A 24,187-nucleotide genomic window follows, 5' to 3' on the forward strand; every position below is an offset into this window, starting at 1 on the left:
AGGAGGAAAACACATGAATTTATTAAGTAAAACACGTAGAATTTCAAAAATACTTCAAAAAAATGCAGGTCACAATCTTGTGGATTTTGATGAGGTAGCACAGGCCCTTTGCGATGTTATTAGCTCGAACATTTATGTGGTTAATCCAGAAGGTCAAATGCTAGGACTAGCCATTAATCATGAGTTTGATAATGATCGTATGAATGAGTATATAGAACAGAGGACTTTCCCCAATGAGTTTGCGAGCTTGTTGATGGAAGTGAACAAAACGATGTCTAACTTAGGCATTGATAGTCCTTACACTGCTTATCCAACTGAATTAAAAGGGCAATTTGCAACAGCCTATACAACTGTTGTGCCAATTATCAGTGGAGGAGATCATCTAGGTACATTGCTCTTATCTCGTGTAGAAGAAGAGTTTGTTGATGATGATCTAATCCTTGCTGAATATGGAGCAAATGTAGTTGGTATGGAAATCTTACGTGAGCGTGCAGGTCAAGTGGAAGAAGAAGCTCGTAGTCGTGCCGTAGTTCAATTGGCAATCAATTCGCTATCCTTTAGTGAATTAGAAGCTGCTGAACACATTTTCAATGAGCTAGAAGGATTAGAAGGATTACTTGTTGCAAGTAAAATTGCAGATCGAGTCGGTATAACCCGTTCTGTAATTGTGAATGCACTTCGTAAATTGGAAAGTGCTGGTGTCGTAGAATCTCGTTCATTAGGAATGAAAGGTACGTATATCAAGATTTTGAATCCTCGATTACTACCTGCGCTTGAAAAAGCACGTCACTAGACTTAGTTGGATGAATCATCAATCCCTGTTGACAAAGTTAACGGGGATTTTTCATTCCTTAAAATCAGCTAGTCTATTTATAATAATTTGACAATTGAATAGCGAAAATGTGTCTAATTTACGAAAACTTCATTTCCTGATGATGGAATCATAAAGTAAATTCCGGATCTATCGTCTTTTTCGTTTCGTTCTTCTCTTGCGATTATGAAATGAATCATCTAAAATGATGATGATATTAGGCGTGTGTTTTGTTTTTGTCCCATATATTCCTAGGGGAATGTAAGTCATAGACGTTCCGTCTGTGATATTACATTTTTTGTATGTTATAACCTAATTAACCAATTTCAATTTGCCTGTGTTTCTTGGGAAGGAGGTAAGAACGATGGAAAGATCCGCTGAACGTTATATAACCCCGCATACACTAGCTGATATTTGGAAAGATTTTATAGATATAACCAAACCTGGAATCAATGCTTCTAACTTACTCGCAACTTTTACAGGATATCTGTTGGCAGCAGGGTATACCCATACTTTTGGTTGGATGGTATTTATCTATACCATGGTTGGAACAGCTTTGGTTATAGCAGGAGGATGTACATTAAATAATTTCTATGATAGGGATATTGATCCCCATATGGAAAGAACCCGTATACGTGCAGTTCCTAGTGGAAGAATGAAACCACGTACCGCACTTATTTACGGAATAATACTTACCGTTGCAGGTCATCTTATACTTGCATTTGGAGTTAATTTATTAGCTGCGATACTTGGATTTATAGGATTTGGAGTATATTTGTTTATTTATACCATGTGGTTGAAAAGAACAAGTACATGGAATACGGTGGTAGGTGGCATATCAGGTGCAGTTCCTCCTGTGATTGGTTGGGTTGCGGTAACGGGAAGTTTGGACTTGGCGGCTTGGGCGCTCTTTTTCATCCTATTCCTTTGGCAGCCTCCACACTTCTTTGCATTAGCAATGCGCAAAACGAAGGAATACAGAGCTGCTGGTATACCTATGCTACCAGTAGTAAAAGGTAATGCTGAAACCAAGAAACAGATATTGATCTTCACGATCTTATTGTTTCCTGCAACGATTCTCCTCTTTGCGACAAATGCAGTGGGATGGACTTTTCTAATAACAGCTATTATCCTTGATATTATCTATGTGGTTTTAGCTATAAGAGGTTTTTCAAAACAGGATGAAGATTTGTGGGCAAAACAAATGTTTTTGTATTCTTTGTTCTATCTTACCCTGACGCTGATTTTGATGATGGTAGATGTCTTGGTGAGACAGATATTTTAGTATGTGGGTAGAAAGCGAGGTTTGGCTGTGGAAAGACTTCGAATATGGCGCATTGGACTTCTCATATCTCTCGTAACGCTATTTTTAGCAGGATGTAGCGGTGATCCATCGCTAAGCGTTCTTGATCCAAAAGGATCAGCAGGTGAAATTCAGCTGAACTTGATTTATTGGAGTCTTATTTTGATGACCGTCGTTTTTGTAATCGTTATTACGATATTCGTATATGTATTAGTTCGATATCGGAAACGAAAAGGAAAAGACATCATGCCTGAACAAGTGCATGGTAGCACAAAGTTGGAGATTATTTGGACTGTTATTCCCATTGCTGCACTTATTGCACTAGCTATCCCAACTGTTCAGTATACGTTTGAATTGGCAGAAACACCTCCAGCAGAAGATACCGTAATTATTGATGTCACTGGACACCAATACTGGTGGGAATTCAAATACCCTCAATATGGGATCACAACTGCTCAAGAAGCACATATTCCTGTTGGGAAAAAAGTATTATTCCGCATTCATGGGGAAGACGTACTGCACTCATTCTGGGTTCCATCTCTAGGTGGTAAAATGGACGTTGTTCCTGGTCGAGTGAACACGATGACACTCGATGCGAAACAACCTGGTATGTATCAAGGGAAATGTGCGGAGCTTTGTGGAAGTGGTCATGCTTTGATGGACTTTAAAGTGTTTGCAGACAAACAGGGTGACTTTGATAAGTGGACAGCTTCGATGAAACAACCAGTTGCAAGCGTATCCGCAACTTCATCTGAAGCCAATGGAGAGAAAATCTTCAAACAAAACTGTATTGGTTGTCATGCTGGTGTAAGCCAAATTAAAGCTCCAAACTTAAACAAATTTGCTACTCGTTCCACTATTGCTGGTATATTGCCTCACAATGAACAAAATTTAAAGATATGGCTAAAGAATCCTCAAGCAGTAAAACCAGGAACGTTAATGCCTAAAATTGATTACTTAAACAAAGACGAGTTAAACGATCTTATCAAGTATCTAGATAGTAGAAAATAGGATCTCTTACTTGCTCAAAAAGGAGGGACTACCTTGGCAACACTGATTGTTCTTCTCGTTCTAGTACTGTTTTTAGCAGCTATCTTTACTGGTGGTTATAATAGACAGTTTCTAGAACGCATGCGCAACAGTCGTACATGGGATTGGCTTACTACAGTGGATCACAAGAAAATAGGTATTCTTTATTTGATGGGAGGTTTGCTATTTTTCCTCATCGGTGGCTTGGAAGCAATATTTATGCGCTTACAATTGTTTGCACCAGGAAATGATCTATTTGTGGGACGTACTTTTAACGAATTATTGACCATGCATGGTACCACAATGATTTTCTTGGCAGCTATGCCATTGATTTTTGCCATCATGAATGCTGTTGTTCCACTACAAATCGGGGCGCGTGACGTTGCATTCCCTTTTCTAAATGCACTAGGTTTTTGGCTCTTCTTCTTTGGAGGAGTACTCCTTAACTTGAGTTGGATTTTTGGTGGTGCTCCTGACGCGGGCTGGACGTCCTACACAGGACTTGCATTGAACCAGTATAGTCCAGGGCCCGGTGTGGACTTTTACGTCTTAGGATTACAGATAGCAGGTATCGGTACACTCATTGGTGGATTAAATTTTATTGTAACCATCATCAACATGCGTGCACCAGGAATGACATTTTTGCGTCTTCCTTTGTTTACTTGGACTGCATTTGTGACATCAGGGCTTGTACTCTTCGCTTTTCCAGCGTTTACAGTAGCACTTCTTCTCCTAATGTTTGACCGATTGTTCGGTTCTAACTTCTTCGATCATGCGATGGGCGGAAGTACTGTAATATGGGAGCATTTATTCTGGATCTTTGGACACCCAGAAGTATATATCGTTATTCTTCCAGCTTTCGGAATTATGTCAGATGTAATCAGTACTTTTTCAAAGAAACGCTTATTCGGATATAACTCCATGGTCTTTGCAACCGTATTAATTGGTTTTCTTGGATTTATGGTGTGGGTTCACCATATGTTTACAGTAGGACTTGGTGCAATTTCCAACTCTGTTTTTGCAGTGGCAACGATGGCAATTGCGGTACCTACTGGTATTAAGGTTTTCAACTGGTTGTTCACTATGTGGGGTGGAGAAATTCAATTTAAAACACCAATGCTATGGGCTGTTGGTTTCATACCAACTTTTGTGATTGGTGGTATGACAGGTGTTATGTTGGCTCTTCCTCCTGCTGATTACCAATACCAAGATAGTTACTTTGTTGTTGCGCACTTCCACTATGTGCTTGTTGGTGGTACTGTGTTTGGATTATTTGCAGGTATTTATTACTGGTGGCCCAAAATGTTTGGCAAGATGTTAAATGAAAGCCTCGGAAAATGGCATTTTTGGACTTTCTTAATTGGATTCCATCTTACCTTCTTCCCACAACACTTCTTAGGATTGTTCGGGATGCCACGTCGGGTATTTACATACCAAACAAACGTTGGATTGGAAAGATTAAATGAAATCAGTACCATTGGTGTAGCTGGGATGCTGATTGGAACCATTTTCTTCTTAGTTAATATCATCTATACATTGCGAAAAGGACCAAAAGCAGAAGCAGATGCTTGGGGTCTGGGCCGCACATTAGAATGGTCCATTCCTTCTCCACCACCTGAATATAACTTTGCACAAACCCCGCTTGTTCGTGGATTTGATGCATTGTGGGTAGAGAAAGAAGCAGGTAATAAAACAATGACACCAGCAGAACCGCTTGGATCGATTCATATGCCATCACCTTCTTATATTCCGATCATGATGTCATTAGGTTTCTTTATAGCAGGTTTTGGTTTTATTGTGCGAGGTATCCCTGCTGCTGTTTTCGGTCTAATTATTGTTTTTGCAGCACTCTTCCTACGATCGTTTGACTATGATCGTGGCTATCATGTAGAGCCAGAAGACCCTGAAAAGGGAGGGAAAGAATAATCATGGCAAATCACACAGACTCTAGTACGGAAATGCCAAATCATCTGGAAACAGCAACTTTTGAAGGAAAAAATAAAGTCCTAGGTTTTTGGTTATTCCTAGGTGCTGAAACAGTACTTTTTGCATGTTTATTCGGTACGTATCTCGCACTTCGTAACCAATCGCTAGATGGGCCTACTACACAGGAATTATTTGATCTAAAACTGGTAGCTCTTGCAACTGCATTACTTTTAACCAGTAGTTTGACAAGTGTACTATCCATGATCAAAATGAATGAACGGAATATGAAAGGGATGATTACTTGGTTAGTCATTACCCTTGCACTTGGTCTAGGTTTTCTTGTTCTGGAAATATATGAGTTCTTACATTACGTGCATGAAGGACATACTTTTATGAGTAGCGCTTTTGGCTCATCCTTCTATGCATTAGTTGGTACTCACGGGGCTCACGTTACATTTGGGATTATTTGGATTACCACATTAATCATCCAAGTGCTCAAACGTGGTATTACCACGGAGACAGCACCAAAATTGTTTGTAAGTAGTTTATACTGGCACTTTATCGATGTTGTATGGGTGTTCATCTTCACCCTCGTTTATCTGCTAGGAAAGGTGGGCTAAGTAGTGGCAAAAGAAAGCAACCAAGCTATTAGTCGTAAGCCTGAAAGTGCTATGAAACACATACTATCTTTTGTGCTAATGATAGCCTTTACAGCAGCTTCATTTTTTCTGGTAATGTCAGATGCTGTTCCAAGCGGTTGGGTAATACCGTTGCTTCTGATATTTGCAGTCGTTCAAGTTTTTTTGCAACTATTTACCTTTATGCACTTAGACCAAAAAGGATCGGCTTACTACACTATCTTTATCATCTTTGGAATATTTGTAGCAGTTATCTCAGCAGTTGGTATACTTTTGATGTAAAGAAGAACAGCTCTCCATTTTTGGAGGGCTGTTCCTATATGAATAGATACATTTTGTACATAAGTAATCGTTCTTGAAATATAATTCAAATTAGGCTGATTCTATTTTACTAACGGAGTGATTAATGTGAGTTCGGAAGAAAACCAATCGCTGATCTCCAAGGATAAAAACCTCACCCCTTGGATTGTAACCATTACAATCGTATTGAACCTTGCGATTGTCTTGATTTTCTTTTTGCCAAAGTATCAAGGGTTTAACCACCTTGACCTTACTTTTTTGCCAATGATGAATGCGATATTTAATAGTTTTACCTTTCTCTTTTTACTAGTTGCTCTTTATTTTATTTTGAAGCGTAATGTTGTTTTGCATCGACGGTTTATTTATGCAGCATTTACATCTACCATGCTCTTTCTAGTTACCTATGTCTTTTATCATATCAATGCAGAAGGTACTTCGTATGGTGGAGAAGGGCCATTAAAGTATGTTTATTTCTTTATTCTTATTTCGCACATTGTATTAGCAGTACCAACAGTTTTGATCGCTTTGTTTACCGCTGTATTTGGATTGCAAGGTAAATTAGATAGACACAGAAAAATAGCTCGATGGACGATGCCTATTTGGCTATATGTTAGTTTAACTGGTGTACTGGTTTATATTATGATCTCTCCGTATTATTGAATTTAAATTTTTTTTGCTTAATGGAACACGTCCTAATTAGGGCGTGTTTTTTGATTTTTTTAAAGTTTGTTAAAGAATTTGACCTACTGGACACTCTTTAAATACAATTATCTTTCTTTTTCAAGAGAAGATATTTGTAAATTTATTCTATGAATTTTATGGAGCGGTTACGCTACTTTATTTAGTTTTGATTTCATATTTGTCGAATGATATATGGATGCTCTCATTGCGATCGTTAAAAAACTGAGAACAAGGAATAGTATGCCAGACCAAACTACATACTGTGTCCCTAAATTTGAGATAAACATACCACCAATAAACGTTCCTACTGTAATACCTAAATTTGCAAAAGCTACAAACAAACCATTTGCAAAGTCAGGTGCTTCAGGTGCAGCAGAAGTAATCCAGTATTGGGAGATGTTGAGCCCTAAGGTGAAAAGAACACCCCAAACTGCGATCAAAATCATCATTGGGACTGGGAAATTCCCCAAGAAGTAAACAAGCAAGTAAATAGCTCCAAAAATAAATGGATAGACAAGCGCTGTTGGAATTGCCTTGTTACTTAGTGATCTGCCAGCCAACAAATTTCCAATAATACCAGTTATACCAAACAGAACTAACATGAGGCTGATTTGTTTTCCTGTCATATGAGTGACTGCATCTAGGTATTCGGCAAAAAAACTATAGACTGCATACATCGCTGAGTTAATCAAAACTACGGTCACAATACTAAGCCATACCAATGGTTTTTTCAGGATACTTAGTTGTTCTCCGTAAGAAAGTCTTTCTTTTACTGGCATGGATGGAACATAGATAAGAATAGCTAGAAAGGCAATGGCATTAACGATGGCAAAAAACCACATCGATCCTTCAAGCGAAACCACATCAGCAATAAAAGAGGTGATAGGTGTACCGATTACCATCCCTGCAGTAACGCCCATAAATACCTTAGCATTTACTTTTGCGACTTGTTCTTTGCTGACAGTATTAGCAGCTGCTACAAAAGCCACTGCGAAAAAAACTGGATGCAGGAAGGCAGGTATGATTCTTGCGATTAAGAGTATTGTAAAATCAGTGGCAAAAACGGAAATCACATTGGTGATGACAAAAATGCCAATGACCAAAAGCATCGCTGTCTTGCGGTTTATTCCTGAGAATAATAAAGGCATAATGGGCCCTGCAACCGCCACCGCTAATGCAAAAAGACTAACAAGTAATCCAGCCTGGGATGCACTAATGTTGAATTGTTCCGCAATTTGCGGCAAAATTCCTATAACACCCATTTCCGTATTGATAATCCCAAAAACTCCAAATGCAAGAATATAAATGATTAATGTTTTGTGTTTCATCTCTTTTTTCTCCTAATATTTTTATTTTAGAATCTCTTGTTACAGATGACTTGAAGACAACCAATAAGTAATATGAACGAAAATGATAACAATGCTTTATTCGTGATTTTTAGTAGTTTGAAAGATAATAATGACTAGGGTTCTTTCCGTGCTATGGCATCAGTATGGTGTGTCATATAGAAGGCCTCTCATTCCAATTATTTAATGTACTAGTTTTTTAGTACAAAAGCATAATAACATGTGCTGAGGTTGGAAGTCAACATTTTTTAAAATACTAGATTATTAGTATTTCAGGCATTCGCTGTTATTCATTTATGTAATACGTGGATCAGTTGTATTAACAGTTGGTATATCTTCATGTAAAGACGAACAGCTCTCCAATGAGTATGGAGAGCTGTTTTGGTATAGATTGATTATGTAAATAATTACACTAATCAGTTGAATCCATCTGAGTTTATCATTCTGTGCCAAGAATGGGCGTTTGGTGGAAAGGGATACATATTTTTGACAAGTCAAACAAGTTTTTGTATGTAACCAATCTATAAAATTGATGTGAGTTTGCAATCATTACGGTTGTTTTAGTTTCTATTATGATTTCTCCATAGTCGATTAGCATAAGACAAGCATCCAGACCGAATAAAACGAATGTTTGTCTTATGCTAATTAAGCTACGATATAAAGGTTAATACTCCATACAGTACAGAGATAAAACAGAAGAGACAAAGCGTAAGAAATATTACAGATGACCAAATACTATCCTTTGTAGCGGAATAGAGGATCTCTGTGTGGTTATCATTATCAATTTTTACTTTTTGAAAAAGGATAAATGCGTCTTGCTCTTGTTGCAAACGAAGGCTAAATTGTCCGCCTTCTTCATGGAGTTTTTCTAATTCTTGTAACGTATATGCTAAATCATCTTTGCTGAGGTGTAGGGTAATGTGTTTATTCGATTGGATTATTTTTGATTTGACCATGTTTCTCCTCTTTATGCAAAAGTCATGTGACTCCAAATTTCAGTAATTACCAAGTAAACTCCTATCAAAGTACCAAATAGAAATAATAGAAAGATAAAGTTCTGTCCCCATCTTTTGAGTTTCTTGCTTTCTCCACCAATTAAATGGACGGTTAGTCGATGATGTTCAGAGGAAATGAAATCGAACGATACTGTTTCTTCTAGATTGTTGTCTAATTCCTCAAGGGTGCTCCAAAAACTAATTAATTCTTCTTCCGTTAATTGAACAACGTACTGTTTTCCCATGGATGGATCTTTGATGTTTATTTTACTATGCTCTAAAAAAATTTGGTTTGTGTCTAATTGTAAGGATTTTTCATTTGGTTTTAGAAAATCAAAGAAGGCTAGTTCCCATTTAAAAATGGAAAAAAACCATCCACTTAGACTTATTGCCAAGATGAAGGAGATAATCATTGGAACATAAGAATCAATGGTATAAATAATACCAGATGGAATAACATACTTTTGCTGGATTATGTTCCATAAAGCCTGCATGATAAACTTGTCGATACACTTATAAAGGAAAAATACAGCAAAGATAAAGAATAAATGACGAAAATACTTCATTTTCATTCCTCCATACAAAACAGTATTCTAACCTGTATGGGCTTGTTTCTTTAGGAGGATTTCCTCTGATGAATAGCCTACAGTTGTCATCATAAAAAGTGTAGCACAGACAAGTGTTGGTTTTGGATACTTGCGTAAACTTTTATCGGAAATTTGGTATGTTAATAGGTTACACCAATCTTCATGATCAATCATATATTCGGTATAAAAATCACCATCTTCTTTAGCAAAAACGTCAATAAATCCGCTCTCTTCATTGATATGAAAATATAAACGGAATGATTTTTTTATTGATTTGTGAGGTGATAGTTGAATGATTTCTTCATATGCTTTTTTTAGATTGATCAAGTCACGTTGTTTCTCTAACTGCAAACGAATGAATTCATTTTCAACTTCACTCCAATTCATTTCGGAGATGCAATCAGTTAGTAGAACAGGTATAGAAGGTGTAGGGATGTCATCATCTTTGGGTTGGTTAGTTGGCTTTTTCGATATGATCGATAAGAATAGTAAAAAGATAACAAGGCTCATTGTGCCTAAAACAACGTACACGTGAGAAAACCCCCTTATAAAATTAGTATAACCTATACATAATAGCATAACTATTATGTGTTTTTTGGTGAAAGAAAGACAGATATCCGATAATATGCTACCGCAGATACACTTTTTTTATTTTATTCGAATGAAGTTGAATGCATTATTATAATAATTTATAATATAAATAACATAATATTAATTCTGAAAAATAATTCTTTCTACGATATGATCAAAAACTCCAATCTGTCCTCTCTTTTTCTACCATATTTGCTACTTCTTCTATACAATCAAGCAGATACATACTAGAGTATAAAATCAATCTATATTTTTGAGGAGGTATGTTTTCGATACATGGGTAAGTTAAAAACGTGGATAGAATTGATACAAGAGCAGGCAGCCATTCACCCCAATCGAACGATTTTCACATTTTTAAAAGATATTGGTGGTGGTGATTCACGACTTACCTTTCGAGAATTAGAGCAGAAGATGAGTTCAATAGGAACTCATTTGGCACAGGGTGGTGCTACAGGAGAAAGAGTACTTATTCTCTTAGAACCTAGTATGAACTATATCCTGTCTTTTTTAGGTTGCCTATATGCCAAAGCAATTGCAGTCCCTGCATATCCACCTAATATGAAAAAACAATATGGGAGATTGCTAAGTGTCATTCTAGATGCAAAAGCAAAGTATGCAATAACAAGTAGAAAAATCTATGATAAACTGAAAGATTGGATAAAAGAAGATACTCCAGAATTAAATTGGATTTTAATAGAAGAGATACCTCAACAACTCACCGCAATACAGACATTGGATTGGAAAGCAGAAGATATCGCTTTTCTCCAATATACCTCAGGATCAACTGGAAATCCGAAAGGCGTGATCCTAAATCACTCCCACTTAATCGAAAATGGTTATCGAATGATAGAACGTTGGAGTATTCATGAACAAGCGAAAATGGTTAGCTGGCTTCCCCCATATCATGATATGGGACTGATTGGGACAATATTGACACCAATCTTAGCAGGAACGGAAGCTATCATGATGACTCCCTTTCATTTTGTACAACGTCCGATACGTTGGTTGCAGGCATTATCTGATAATCAAGCAGAAATATCGATATCCCCAAATTTTGGTTTTGATCTTTGCGTGGATAAGATAAAGGAAGAAAAACGAGATCAGTTAGATCTCTCCCATTGGCGTGTGGCGGTCAATGGCTCTGAGCCAATAAGACCTGCTACTTTACGAAAATTTGCTACGTATTTTGCTCCAGTAGGATTAAAAGCGGAGACACTATACCCAGGCTACGGCATTGCGGAGATGACGCTAATGGTTTCAGGGGGGGATTGGAAAAAGAAACCTGTTTTTCAGCATTTCGATGCAACATTGTTAGAAGAAGGAGAAGCGAAAGTAGTAGAACCTACCTCTCCTAATGCAAGGGAGCTGGTTGGAAATGGACAAAGTGTTTATGGGCATGATGTTATCATTGTAGATCCAGATACACATTTGCAGCTTCCAGATGGGCGTGTGGGAGAAGTGTGGATGCGTGGTCCTTGTGTTTCCCTAGGTTATTGGCAAAATGAAGAAGCTACAAAACAAGCATTTGGAGCATATAGAAAAGACACTGGAGAAGGACCATATCTACGATCGGGTGATCAAGGATTTTATTGGGATGGAGAATTATATATTAACGCTCGACTCAAGGATTTGATAATTATCAATGGACGCAATTTTGCTCCATCTGATATGGAATGGGAAATTGAGCAAGCACATGATGGTATTCGAAAAAACGCAATTGCTGCATTTTCCATTGATGATGAAAGGGGAGAACGATTAATCATTGTATCAGAACTTGAAAATCGACTGTTAAAAAAAGAAGTAGATGCTCCCCAAATGCTGAAAAATGTCATTCGAACTTCCATTTCCCAAGCCTATGATATCCCTGTTTTTGAAATTGTTTTTATAAAAAGGGGTACCATCTTAAAAACATCAAGTGGAAAGATTCAGCGACAAGCAATCAAGAAAGCCTATCTGAAAGGCCAGTTAGAGAGGCTAGAGGATGGCAAACATGACAAAAGATAAATTAATACAGTGGTTAAGAAGTCGTGTCGCGGATAGTCTATATCTTTCTCCTGATGAAATTAAGATTGATGAACCTTTGGAACATTACGGCTTGGGTTCGAAGGAAAATGTGATGATTTCTGGGGATTTGGAAGAGCTTTTAGATCGTGATTTAGCCCATACCATTCTTTGGGATTTCCCAACGATTGAGGCGCTTGCCACTTATCTTGTTGAAGAAAAAGTCGATGATCGAATGGTTTCATCAAACTTCCAGGCAAATGAGCCAATAGCTTTGATAGGGATAGGATGTCAGTTTCCAGGAGCAAACTCTCCTGAACAGTTTTGGGAATTGCTTATACAAGGAAAAGATCAAATTTCAGTTGTTCCTGAAGCTAGATGGGCATCTACTCCAAAAGAGATAGCCCATATTCGTTATGGTGGCTTTTTATCACAAGTAGATCAATTTGATCCTGCATTTTTTGGTATTTCACCAAGAGAGGCGGAGATGATGGATCCCCAACAGAGGCTGCTTTTAGAAGTAACATGGGAAGCAATGGAAGATGCAGGATTGAGGATGGAACAGTTAAAAGGAACAGATACTGCTGTATTTATGGGAGTATCGGCTTCGGAGTATGCTAGTTTATTAGAGAAAGAAAACGATTTTTACTATTTGACGGGAAATTCATTTAGTATTGTAGCCAATCGTATCTCTTACTTTATGGATTGGTATGGACCAAGCATGGCAATTGATACAGCCTGCTCCTCTTCTCTGGTTGCGCTGGATTTGGCTTGTCAAAGTATACGAAATGGTCAATCATCGTTGGCGTTTGTCGGTGGTGTCCATTTGCTTTTAAGACCAAGTAATTCCATTCGTTTTGCAGCAGGCGGAATTTTGGCTTCTGATGGTAAATGCAAGACATTTGATGCTTTAGCAGATGGATATGTGCGAGGAGAGGGTGCAGGTGTAGTCGTATTAAAACCTCTGTCTCAAGCACGGGCAGATGGGGATAAGGTTTACGCTGTCATACATGGTTCTTCGGTAAACCAAGATGGGAAGAGCAACGGGTTAACAGCTCCTAATGTCCATGCGCAAAAAGCCTTGTTGCAAGGAACAACACGCATAGCTGGTATACAACCCTCTGATATTTTCTATGTAGAAGCTCATGGAACAGGAACACCCCTTGGAGATCCAATTGAAGTCAGAGCATTAGCAGAAGTATATGCACAGGAAAGAAGCAATCCCTTATACCTTGGATCAGTAAAAACAAATATAGGTCATCTTGAGGCAGCAGCAGGAGTGGCAGGGTTAATTAAAACGGCTCTATCGCTCTACCATAAATCTATTCCACCAAACTTACATTTTCAACAATGGAATCCTCAAATACCAGCAGATAAGTACAACTTAGAAGTAGTTAAGAAAGTCATGGATATTCCCCAACATGCTTATTTAGGCGTGAGTTCATTTGGGTTTGGCGGTACAAACGCTCATGTCATATTAGGAGAAGCACCTTCACCTACAAGGCACAGAAAAGTAGGAAGAAAAGATCATGACTATGTATTACTGCCTGTATCTGCAAAAAGCAAAAAATCTTTGCTAAATCAAGTAAAACAGTACAAACATTATATCGAGCGAGATTCGTCCGTTTCCCTTGCTAGTTTTGCAACAAGTGCATGGAACAAAAGAGATCATCATGAGGAGCGATTGATGATCATTGCCAAAGGAAAAGAAGAAGCTTTGGATTTACTAGCTTCAATGGAAAAAAACGAGCGAAAAGAGCAACTGTTTTTATCAGGAGATATTCATCAAAACGAAGTGGTTTTTGTATGTTCAGGTCAAGGACCGAAATGGTCCATTAGTAAAGAATTATTTGAGAATGAATCTGCTTTTCGAAAAGCGATCCTAGCCATCGATAAGGAGTTACCTGATGATATACCGTGGTCATTAGCCGATAAAATGACAAAGCTAACAGCTGATACAACGTTATCGATTATGGAACAACAAATCCTCTACTTTTCCGTGCAAGTAGCACTTGCGAAGTTATGGATATCATGGGGAATTCAGCCATCCGCTATCATCGGACATAGTCTTGGAGAAGTGGCTGCTGCTTACTTAGCAGAAGCATTGACTTTACCAGAAGCTATTGCTGTTGTGATCTATCGCAGTCAATGTGCAGAAAAATTGATAGACAAAGGGCAACTGTTGGTTATACAAACCAATCGAGAAACAGCCGAACAACTATGTAACCAAGTGAATCAACGTGTAGCAATTGCAGTGTATAATAGCCCAACTAGCCATGTTTTATCGGGAGAGACCTCAATCCTCGAAGATATAAAAGGGAAATTGGAAGAGCAAGGGATATATGCAAAATTTGTTGCGTCCACTTCCTATCCATCTCATAGTTTTTATATGAATGAAATTAGAGAAGAGTTAGCTCAACACTTACGTTTTTTACAACCAAAAGAAACCTCTATCCCTTTTATTTCAACAGTCACGGGCGATTATCTTGATGGTAAAATGCTAGATGCAAAATATTGGTGTGATAATATTTGTCTTCCTGTTCAATTCCAGCAAGCGATATCCCAGTTGGTTTTAAATGACAAAAAGCTCTTTTTAGAAATATCACCACACCCAATATTAGAAACACCATTGATGGAATGCTCTTTTTTATTACAAACAGAAATCAAGGTTCTTTCTTCGTTAGAAAGAGATCAAAATAGCTATGTACAGCTCTTGTCTTCCCTTGCTGCATTGTATTGTAGTGGAATTTTATTTGATTGGAATGCTGTGATGGGGGAGGATAATACAGAAGTATCTTTACCTACGTACTCATGGAATCATCAAAGGTATTGGATAGACTCATCAGGGAAAGGAAAAGAAGAGGTGGTATCTGATGTGAGCATAGAATGGAATAATAAATCCAAAAATATAGATGGGTATATGATAGATCTGATCAGTTTGGCTCTAAAAATTCCACCTGAGCACATTCCTATGAATAAACCGATTATTCATTTAGGATTGGATTCCATTATGGCAATGCGATTAAAAAGTAGAGTGGAAAAAGATTTAGCAGTGCAAATTTCTATTGTTCCTATTTTGCAAGGTTGTTCCGTAGAAGAACTTATTCAGATGCTTCCAGAAAGGGAGGGATAGTTCTGTGGTATCATCGATTTCCTCCTATGCACAAACGTCAAGGAAGACTGATTTGTTTTCATCATGCAGGAGGCAATCCTCATGTATTTCAATCTTGGTCGAATTGGTTAGGTTCTACGCTTGAATTGGTATCGATAGCTTTACCTGGACATGGTACCCGATACCGAGAAGAGCTCATTCCTCATGCAGAAGCGCTTGCTACAGCGGTTATACCGCATATTTTACCCTTTTTTGATGAACCTGTATTTTTTTTAGGACATAGTATGGGTGCTTCGATTGCTTTGGAAACAGTCAGACAATTAGTACACTTGGATGCTAGGCCAAATCGTTTGTATATCGTTGGGGCATTTCCACCTCATGTAACAAGACCGAGAATATCAAACCAATCAGATAAGGATTTTCTTCAAGCGATATATAAATTAGGTGGCATGCCAAAAGAATTTTTTGATGATCCAGATCTGATGAGCTATCTTCTGCCTATTTTGCGTAACGATTTCCTATTAACAGAATCCTATCAGCAAACAATTCAATCATTAGATTGTCCTTTAACTGTGTATGGCGGGGACAAAGATATTGTTCCTCAGTCAGCTTTGATCAGATGGGAGGAAATAAACCCAAAACAATTTTGTTATCATATATTTAAAGGAAATCACTTCTTTTTACATGAAAATCATGATGCTTTCCGTGCGACATTTTACCGTTCTATTCAAGAGCAAATCGATAGTAACAATCAAACTCGTTATGCTTAAACAAACAGTAAAGTGCTTGGGTATTCCAAGCACTTTCTAGATTTATTGTTCTATTTTTTAAAAGAATGTTATTACTTAAAACAATTTTCTTATTTAAACTAAACGACCAAAAGAATTATGTACAGAATCAATTGTTTTCTGTATATCTTCGTTGCTGTGTGCAGTGGTTAAAAACCAAGCTTCGTACTTAGATGGAGCTAGATAGATCCCCTGCTCCAACATAAGCTGGAAAAATCGGCCGAAAAGTTTACTGTCTGATTTTTGTGCTCCTTCGTAATCGATAACTGGCTCATCGCAAAAATAAACCGTTAATGCTCCACCTTGCCGGTTTACTTGTATCGTAATGTTATATTTTTTGGCAGCATCCCATATGCCTGCTTCCAATTGTTTACCCATTTCGGTTAAACGATCGTACGTTCCTGCTTTGGATAATTCGGAAAGACAAGCTATGCCAGCAGAGATGGAAAGTGGATTGCCAGCCATTGTTCCAGCTTGGTACATTGGTCCCATTGGTGCGACCTTTTCCATGATTTTTCTCTTCCCGCCATAAGCTCCGATCGGCAGACCTCCTCCGATAATTTTCCCCAATGCAGTTAGATCTGGTTCTACTTTATATAAAGTTTGTACACCACCAAAATGAAAACGAAATGCTGTGATTACTTCGTCATATATGACAAGTGCCCCAGCTTCATGTGTGAGCTTGTTTACCTGTTCTAAGAAAGATGGCTCAGGAGCTACAATTCCAAAGTTACCAACTAATGGCTCTACTAATACTCCAGCAACTTGGTCACCCCAGTGTTCCAATGCTTGTGCTAGTGCATCTGGATCATTAAATGGAACCGTGATTACTTCCCCTGCTATACTAGCTGGAATTCCTGCACTATCAGGGATTCCTAGTGTAGAAGGACCTGATCCAGCGGCTACAAGTACGAGATCAGAATGTCCATGATAACAGCCAGCAAATTTGATTATTTTATCTCTTCCTGTGTACGCTCGAGCTAATCGTATCGTTGTCATGACAGCCTCTGTACCACTATTTACAAAACGAATTTGTTCCATTGAAGGAATCGCATTTCGAATCATGTGAGCAAATTGGACTTCTTTTTCGGTTGGAGTACCATAAAGAATGCCTTGTTCAGCTACTTCTTGAATCGCATTTGTCACGGTAGGATGAGCATGTCCGAGAATAACAGGGCCGAAAGCTGCTAAGTAATCGATATATTGGTTACCGTCTTCATCCCAAAAATATGCACCTTTTGCTTTCTTCATAAAAATAGGGTAATCTCCACCGACTGCACGAAAAGAGCGAGAAGGGCTGTTTACGCCTCCTACAATTACGTCTAGTGCATCTTGGTAGAGTGTCTGTGATGTTGTTGTTTTCATTCTAAATCCCCTTTCTACAACCGATATTATACCTTAGTTTTAAAAATGACCTCTACTATATGGTAATGAAGTTACATGTGTTCTTAAATCTAGGTACTTCAAGGAACTTCTGAGATAATGGTCCATACCAGCCTTAAGAAGTAACTCTATAAGATTCATATAGGAATAAATAATAAGACAGAGAGGAGTGTATGATAAAGAAGAATAAAAGAAATGCCTTTAAACGACTGACTGGATCTGTTTGAAGACAGATCCAGTCAGTCGTTGCTCTGTTAGGAGCTAGATTGGATTGCCTACACTAACTGGATTGGGTGTAAAAAATCCAGCTTCGTAGACCATCCTAGACCTCTCAAGTTCGAGGATTTCTTGTTGTGAAGGGTCTTCCAACACTTCCAAGATTTGTACAGCTGTTAGGTATTGCTACAAAATCTTGGATTTTGGACCAAATGAATTGAATGTTCTGGAAGACCAGAAAACCAGATTGGAGTACTCTAGCTTTGTCTGATACTCCTGTACACTGGTCTCTGGGTTCCACCAGGTTCCCAAATCCATACGGTTTTGAATATTTTCCCGATCGATTTGTTCCAAGAGATCTGTTAGCCTCCTGCGAAGTTGACAGATCATCTCTTTGAGGCGAGTATATCTCCCTGTACAGTTCCCTGTACTTCCTACAACTTCTAGGAGGCAAAGTGCAAGTGCAATATTTTTTGTCTCATGCACGAGAACTTCAGGGTCAGGATTAGACTCTTTTGGGTCATCAGCGAGTTGTTGCTTGAGGTGTTGAATTTCCTTCAGGTATTTCTGGTCAGAGGAACTTCCTCTCTCAAATTTTGTTACTTCAAAAGCAGCTTGATACTTCAGTCGGAACAGGTCCCTTTGCTGTTGAATGGTTGAAAGTTCTTTTTTGTGAGTTTTCGATTCAATCCAGTAGAGAAGAAATGCTGAGATCACCAGCAAGGGGATGAGGGAGACCCACATATTGGCTCTCAAGATACCCCACATCACACCAGCGTAAATGGTACCGATGACTGCACCAAGTCCCCTAAGGAAACCTGAGGTTGCATATCCAGCACCAAGCTGCCTTCGTTGTACTTGCTTGTTGATCTCTTCGGAAAGGCTGAGGCTACTTGCAGCCATAACAATCCCGATCATCATTCCAGCTACCAAAAGGAGCCAGAAAGGTCTGCCAATCCGGATCAAGATCAGGCTTCCGATCAGGATTAGGATACTCCATCCCATGACACTGCGATAGCTTCTACTGACCACTACCTTCGGAATTACGGTGATAGAGGCGATGCCATTCGCTACGGTCGAAGTGAAGAGGATCAGACCTGCTGATTCCTTTCCTACATAGAGAGAAAAGTAGGTAAGGAACGCCAAGTAGCAAGCAGAGATGCCGACTACAGGAAGGGTGATAAAAAAGGAATCTCTTTCGATTAGCCTTTTTGTACCATTAGAAAAAGTGAGAAACGCTCTTTTAATCAGCGTTACGACTCTTTCCCTCAAGGTCATCTCCATGTCGCTGACAAGAGCAATCCCCCCAAATACCAAGAGGACAGATACAGCCCCAATTCCAATTGCAGTGAACCAAAGCAGAAAAGGCTTGTCCGCGATCTGGAGTCCAAAGAACATAGCAATTCCTGATCCCACATAGGTACTTGCTGCTCTGTAACCGTGGATTTGTGCTTGAAACTTGGGATCCGAAGGAAGGCTTGTCCGCATCAAGACAGTAAAAGCATTTACTACCAGCGAAAATACGATCGCGATCAAGATTCGAACGATCATATATTCTCTAGTAGTATGAGCTAGGGGATACAGAGCAATCATTCCAGTAAGGATAGGGAGGAAAATGAGTACTAGCTTCTTCGCACCATACCGATCCGTTACCCTTCCGAAGAGGAGTCCACAGATCAAGCAAGTGAACAAGAAACTAGACATAATCAACCCCACTGACATGCCTTGCTCATCGAGCAAAATATGCAAGGCTTGACCAATAAGGTCATTGATCGTGACAATGATAATCATCTGGCCGACCATAAGGGGTACTAGTCTCAACCAATGCATGGAAGTTCCTTTGATTGGTGATGGAAAAGATCTATAAATATTTTACTAAAATTTCTGCCATAAAAAAAGAAAATTCCGTTTTGATTTGAGAGATAGTGGTTTCAGTAACACAGAAGAGTTATGAAGAGGACAGGAGGAAATAGGAGAAATAAGTTATTTCTACGTTTTCAGCAGTAGTTCTTGGTAGAAAAAATAGTAAGAGAAAAGGGTAGTATCCAAAATGGATTTTGAAGTAAATGAAGAATAAATATTATGATTCATGCTCTATTTTCACCTAAATTAATATTGAATATTTTCGAAATAAATATTCATCTCTATTTATTTATGGTAGAATAAAGTTGTTATTGAATATTTCTAGGAGGTCAATAAGATTTCGCAGAATGAATGCGAGGGTATTTGAGGAATAGTTTGGGAAACAAATGATTTTTTTGCAATAATGCGAACGATTACATTTGCCAATATGAAGATGGTATATAGAGGATAGTCCACACCAAAACTGCTGTGTATTCAGCAGTTTTTTCTTTTTGTTCATTTGTAGAGAAATGGTTATATGTAGCTGCCGAAGCGGAACAGGCAGGTCAGATGGATCAAACATTAATACTACATTAATCCAGATCGAAAACTACAAATAATGTAAATGATTACAAATTTATTAAAATTCATCATAAGAAATCGATTCCACTTTATTTTGGGGATTATGTAGTTCTTTCTGTGTATTGTGAAAGCATCCGTTCTTATGATATCCTAAAACTATTCACTCATTTTCTCTTATTATTTTACAAATTTTGCTGGTGAAGGAGGAGGTTGTAGCATGGCTTTCTTTAAAGTTGGCGATGTTTATCGACAAAGATATTTAATTGAGAGCGTTGTTCCCTTCTTTCAAGGTGAACTGGCGATTGCAGTATATGAAGAAAATCGATATTACTTACAATCCGCAAGTTTAAATAGACAAGCTCCACTACGAGCAATTACACAGTACCGAAATTTAAAATTGCCACAAGTGATCCCATATTTAGACGTTTTCGATGAACCAAATATGTTAGTATTTATTCGACCATACGTAGAAATACGACCACTACGCGAAATTATTACTTCTCAAGAATTGTCCGAAGAACAAGTTGTAAAATGGACTCGGGAACTTTTACATGTGGAGGCTGTTCTTCGTTCTAAACCGATGGCCATGTATCTGCTTTTGGACTTGAGAAACGTAGGTGTTGACAGCCAAAATAATTTGAAAGTCTTTTTCTGTGGCTTGGAACAAATTATGGTATATGAATCTAAGTTGGATTGGGGAACTTTTATTTACAGCATGTTATCGGGACAATTTTTAGACGGACCCATTTTAAAATTGCCTCGGAATTTCAAAGTATCCAGACCCATGTCTCGACTTATCCAAAAATCTTTTAAAGAGTATGGTGTTCCAGCTGTATTGGAGCAAGTAGAGATTTTTGAGAGTAAAAATACGAGTGGAGGTATCTTGAGCAAACTTTGGGGAGAAAAAAAGGAGGAGAATGCCCAACTCCTTATCCCAAATGCGAACCATAATAAACAAGATATGTACACAGTCACTGGAAGCAGACCGATCTATAGGACAGATCAAATTTCGGAATCTAGTAACAATCAAGGGAGCACATCTTATTCGACTGTTTCTGTTACGGACGAACTGGAAAATAATGATGCAGATCAACATCATGTAGCCATTCAAGAAAGGGGTAGCTTGGTGAAGGAAGATGATAGAAAAGAACAACATACAACTGAAAATACCTTTCAGAATGATCAATCGGAATCTTCTGTGACTACAGTATTTAAAGATGATGATCAAGAAATTGAATTGATCGAGATTCCTGTTGAAGAACAAACAGAATTACCTGCTAGTGATTGGGAAAGGAAGCAAGAGGAATTTTTAGAGGAAGAACCTCTTGTGGGAGCAAAGGATTCACCAGCTCTTTTTAGCAAGAAAGAAGAGCGAGTGGTGTTTCAGCCACATGAGTCATCAGAGAAAATAGTTTCGTCTAATGTAGAAACAGTTTCTGAATCCATTATTAAAACAGTAGAGCCCCTGATCGAAGAAGATATTTTAGATGAAATAATACTAGAAGAAAAACCAGCAGAAGTGAAAGCGGAACAAGAAGAAACAAGCAAAGAAAAAGTGGAACCCGAGGAAAAGGATGGTAAAGAGAAAAAAAGAAAAACACGTCCAGCTGTAAATCAAACAACGGTTAAAGTTTCTCCAGCACTTGCCCAGCTTGAGGGTCAAGATTTAACTCAATCTTTTGTTTTGAAGCTGAACAAGCAGCAAGAAGAACTAGAACAAGAACAACAAGAACGTTTAAAAAAGATGCGCGAAGAATATGAACGTCGCGAGCAAGAACTTATTGAACAGCATCGTAAAAAGTTGGAAGAAGAGCAAAAACGATTGCTGGAAGAGCAACGAAAAAAGCTAGAACTGCAACAGCAAGAACTGTTAAAGAAGAAACGGGAAGAACTTGCTAGATTGGAAAAAGAGGCTCAACTTGCCAAAGAACGGAAACAAATGGAAGAACGCAGGAAAGCAAAACTAGCCGAAGCAAGAAAACAGTTTGAAGCCAAACAAAAACTTGTTTTAGAGCAGGAAGAAAAAGCATTTCAAGAACGACAAGAAGCTTTGCTTGCACAATTACTAGCAGAATATGAACAGCGAAAAACTGTTTTGTTAAAGCAACAAGAAGAAGAATACCAAGCAAGAACAAAAGCGCAATTAGCTGCACTTACAACGGAATGGGAACAGGTAGAGGCTGAAAGCATAACTGTTGACAATGTAACAAACCAAATCGAAGCTGAAATAATGACAAACCAAGTAACAGAAGATACAGAAAAAAGCATGGAAGAAGAAGCTGTGCCACTTTGGGAAGAACCAATAGAAACGACCACCATTGTTGATTCAAATGATAAATCTTTTGAGACACCTCCCAAAATATCTGATCCAGTGGAAGAACCAGTATTTGTAGAAACCGAACCCGTTACGAAAGAAGAAAACGATGAGATTGATCATGTATTTGCAGAGGTTTTGCCGGTTAAAGAGCCAGAGGCATTAGTCGAAACAAAAGAAGAAAAAACCGTTTCCAAGAAAGATGAACCAAAATCGAAAGGACAAGAACAACCAGCAGAAGCTGTGTTCGTCAAACCAGTAGAAGTAGATATTTCATCGGAAGTAACTACGATCACACCAAAGCCTGTTGAATCAGAAGACATGGATGAATCAGATGAAGAAGTTTCGGGCGATGATACAGACGAGTCTCAAGAAGCAGCATCTGGTGAAGAAGCACCGAAGAAAAAACGTCGTCGAAGAAGACGGAGAAAAAAGAAAAAAACGGATGGAACAGAGGATTTATCTACTCAAGAAACAGGTGTTTCAACAGATGTTGCTACTACGGATGAAGTTCATACATCCACACCTGTGAATTCTATGGATGAAGAAAGACGTAAAAGAGAAATAGAGCTTCAACAGATGGAACGAGAACTATTGGAGATGGAGCAACAAGAAGTAACCATTCCAAAACCTCAAAAGAAAAAAACGATAGAAGAACCAATCAAAAATAACCAACCAACAGCTAATACAAATAAAAACAACAATACGGATGCTATTGCTAAGAATCAAGAGAAAACAGAAGAAGAACCCCAAGAGCAAAATACACAGGCACCAGCTGTAGCAAAAAAACCAAAAGTACCAGTAGTGAAGGATACAACGGAACATGCAACACTGGCTAAGCAGTTCGAGCAGTATTTACAATTATTCAAAAAGAAGAAATAGGAGGCCAACTGCCTCCTATTTTTTTGGTAAAATTACTTTTAGGCTTTATCCGATAACCTAATGAGACATGTCTTAAGGCTGTTACTCATTATGAAAGGATGCATTCTTCATGTTTAATTGGATATCTAGTGTTGGAATAGGTGCAGCAAAAGTAGATACACATTTAGAAAGAGATCAATATGCACCAGGTGATGTTGCTAGTGGAGAGGTAATGATTATTGGTGGGATTGGCTCTCAGCAATTTGATCAAATAGAATTACACCTCATGCTACAATACCGTGAGGAAGGAAGTTATAAAAACAAATCATATTTGTCAGAAGTATTTCGGATATCGGGACCAATTCAAATAGCTGAACATGAAGTGAAACGAATTCCTTTTCAACTAACTTTACCGGAAACTTTACCAATGTCGACTGGTCATTTTCCTACTTATATTCGAACGGTTTTAGATGCTAAGTTTGCCGTTGATCCAAAGGATGAAGATCGAATTACTCTTCTACCAGCAAAATTGGTTCAACATATTTTGAAAGTAATCGAAGATGCAGGTTTTATTCTTTATAAAATAGAGAATTTGGAACTAATCAAGAAACCAAAGATTGGTCTTCCATTCATGCAAGTTTTTGTATTTCGTCCTGTGGGGAGCAACCATGGTGTGATTGATGAGTATTCCATGGTATTCACACATTCGGCAACTTCCTTTAAAATGGAAATGGAAATTTTAAGAGCTGAACAAGCATTGCAAAGTACTTTCGAGTGGGATCATCGTGATCCAGAAAATACTTTTCGAATCAATGGTACTTCAGCAGAAGGAAATCCATTTGAAAGACTACGATCACTTTTAAAAAGAAAGTAGGGATCAA

18 protein-coding genes are annotated in these 24,187 nt (G+C 38.2%); 12 read left to right on the top strand and 6 right to left on the bottom strand.

Annotation, left to right across the window (positions count from 1 at the left end; all coding sequences use genetic code 11):
• Nucleotides 1-13 precede the first annotated feature (13 nt).
• From codY to A3GQ_RS0118890, 7 genes are all read left to right on the top strand, one after another.
• Complete coding sequence (gene codY / locus A3GQ_RS0118860) at nt 14-793, top strand: GTP-sensing pleiotropic transcriptional regulator CodY (protein ID WP_028778392.1); 780 nt, start codon at nt 14-16, stop codon at nt 791-793.
• 382 nt (nt 794-1,175) lie between these two features.
• Nucleotides 1,176-2,096: a heme o synthase gene (cyoE, locus tag A3GQ_RS24980; protein WP_051272088.1), complete on the top strand. Its 921-nt coding sequence runs from the start codon at nt 1,176-1,178 to the stop codon at nt 2,094-2,096.
• Between the two features lie 27 nt (nt 2,097-2,123).
• Nucleotides 2,124-3,125, top strand: coding sequence for a cytochrome c oxidase subunit II (coxB, locus tag A3GQ_RS0118870; protein WP_028778393.1), 1,002 nt, complete (start codon nt 2,124-2,126; stop codon nt 3,123-3,125).
• Nucleotides 3,126-3,245: 120 nt separating this feature from the next.
• Nucleotides 3,246-5,069, top strand: coding sequence for a cytochrome c oxidase subunit I (gene ctaD, locus A3GQ_RS0118875; RefSeq protein ID WP_028778394.1), 1,824 nt, complete (start codon nt 3,246-3,248; stop codon nt 5,067-5,069).
• 2 nt (nt 5,070-5,071) lie between these two features.
• On the top strand, nt 5,072-5,689 hold the full coding sequence (locus A3GQ_RS0118880; protein ID WP_028778395.1) for a cytochrome c oxidase subunit 3: 618 nt from the start codon (nt 5,072-5,074) through the stop codon (nt 5,687-5,689).
• A 3-nt stretch (nt 5,690-5,692) separates the two neighbouring features.
• Complete coding sequence (locus A3GQ_RS0118885) at nt 5,693-5,989, top strand: cytochrome C oxidase subunit IV family protein (protein ID WP_028778396.1); 297 nt, start codon at nt 5,693-5,695, stop codon at nt 5,987-5,989.
• A gap of 183 nt (nt 5,990-6,172) precedes the next feature.
• Nucleotides 6,173-6,667: a DUF420 domain-containing protein gene (locus A3GQ_RS0118890; protein ID WP_425423391.1), complete on the top strand. Its 495-nt coding sequence runs from the start codon at nt 6,173-6,175 to the stop codon at nt 6,665-6,667.
• Between the two features lie 167 nt (nt 6,668-6,834).
• On the opposite strand, the gene A3GQ_RS0118895 is transcribed toward A3GQ_RS0118890, so the two are convergent.
• The 4 genes from A3GQ_RS0118895 to A3GQ_RS0118910 all read right to left on the bottom strand — a co-directional run bounded on the left by A3GQ_RS0118895 (nt 6,835) and on the right by A3GQ_RS0118910 (nt 10,147).
• Nucleotides 6,835-8,016, bottom strand: a complete 1,182-nt coding sequence (locus A3GQ_RS0118895; protein ID WP_028778398.1) for an MFS transporter — start codon at nt 8,014-8,016, stop codon at nt 6,835-6,837.
• Between the two features lie 668 nt (nt 8,017-8,684).
• A complete protein-coding gene (locus A3GQ_RS0118900; RefSeq protein ID WP_028778399.1) occupies nt 8,685-8,990 on the bottom strand; it encodes a hypothetical protein in 306 nt (101 codons plus the stop codon).
• A gap of 11 nt (nt 8,991-9,001) precedes the next feature.
• A complete protein-coding gene (locus A3GQ_RS0118905; RefSeq protein WP_028778400.1) occupies nt 9,002-9,595 on the bottom strand; it encodes a hypothetical protein in 594 nt (197 codons plus the stop codon).
• A gap of 27 nt (nt 9,596-9,622) precedes the next feature.
• On the bottom strand, nt 9,623-10,147 hold the full coding sequence (locus A3GQ_RS0118910) for a DUF6557 family protein (protein ID WP_028778401.1): 525 nt from the start codon (nt 10,145-10,147) through the stop codon (nt 9,623-9,625).
• A 336-nt stretch (nt 10,148-10,483) separates the two neighbouring features.
• On the opposite strand from A3GQ_RS0118910, the gene A3GQ_RS0118915 reads away from it, so the two are divergent.
• The 3 genes from A3GQ_RS0118915 to A3GQ_RS25850 are packed head-to-tail and all read left to right on the top strand — an operon-like array spanning nt 10,484 to nt 16,090.
• Nucleotides 10,484-12,211, top strand: coding sequence for a fatty acyl-AMP ligase (locus tag A3GQ_RS0118915; RefSeq protein ID WP_028778402.1), 1,728 nt, complete (start codon nt 10,484-10,486; stop codon nt 12,209-12,211).
• A complete protein-coding gene (locus tag A3GQ_RS24985) occupies nt 12,189-15,341 on the top strand; it encodes a type I polyketide synthase (RefSeq protein WP_083964322.1) in 3,153 nt (1,050 codons plus the stop codon). Before A3GQ_RS0118915 ends, A3GQ_RS24985 begins: the two co-directional genes overlap by 23 nt.
• Nucleotides 15,342-15,367: 26 nt before the next feature.
• Complete coding sequence (locus A3GQ_RS25850) at nt 15,368-16,090, top strand: thioesterase II family protein (RefSeq protein WP_051272095.1); 723 nt, start codon at nt 15,368-15,370, stop codon at nt 16,088-16,090.
• Nucleotides 16,091-16,183: 93 nt separating this feature from the next.
• On the opposite strand, the gene A3GQ_RS0118930 is transcribed toward A3GQ_RS25850, so the two are convergent.
• Both A3GQ_RS0118930 and A3GQ_RS0118935 read right to left on the bottom strand, forming a co-directional pair.
• The gene (locus A3GQ_RS0118930; RefSeq protein WP_028778403.1) at nt 16,184-17,473 is read right to left on the bottom strand and encodes a glutamate-1-semialdehyde 2,1-aminomutase; all 1,290 of its coding nucleotides are present in this window, start codon (nt 17,471-17,473) and stop codon (nt 16,184-16,186) included.
• 420 nt (nt 17,474-17,893) lie between these two features.
• Nucleotides 17,894-19,537 (bottom strand): MFS transporter, encoded by a 1,644-nt coding sequence (locus A3GQ_RS0118935; protein WP_028778404.1) that lies wholly within the window; start codon nt 19,535-19,537, stop codon nt 17,894-17,896.
• An 811-nt stretch (nt 19,538-20,348) separates the two neighbouring features.
• On the opposite strand from A3GQ_RS0118935, the gene A3GQ_RS0118940 reads away from it, so the two are divergent.
• A complete protein-coding gene (locus tag A3GQ_RS0118940) occupies nt 20,349-23,327 on the top strand; it encodes a protein kinase family protein (protein ID WP_028778405.1) in 2,979 nt (992 codons plus the stop codon).
• 109 nt (nt 23,328-23,436) lie between these two features.
• Nucleotides 23,437-24,180 carry a sporulation protein gene (locus A3GQ_RS0118945; RefSeq protein ID WP_028778406.1) on the top strand — a complete coding sequence of 248 codons (744 nt, stop codon included), beginning with the start codon at nt 23,437-23,439 and terminating at the stop codon, nt 24,178-24,180.
• The last annotated feature ends 7 nt before the right edge of the window (nt 24,181-24,187 follow it).

Origin of the sequence: Shimazuella kribbensis DSM 45090 (assembly GCF_000428065.1) — a bacterium.
GTDB classification, from domain to species: Bacteria; Bacillota; Bacilli; order Thermoactinomycetales; family Thermoactinomycetaceae; genus Shimazuella; species Shimazuella kribbensis.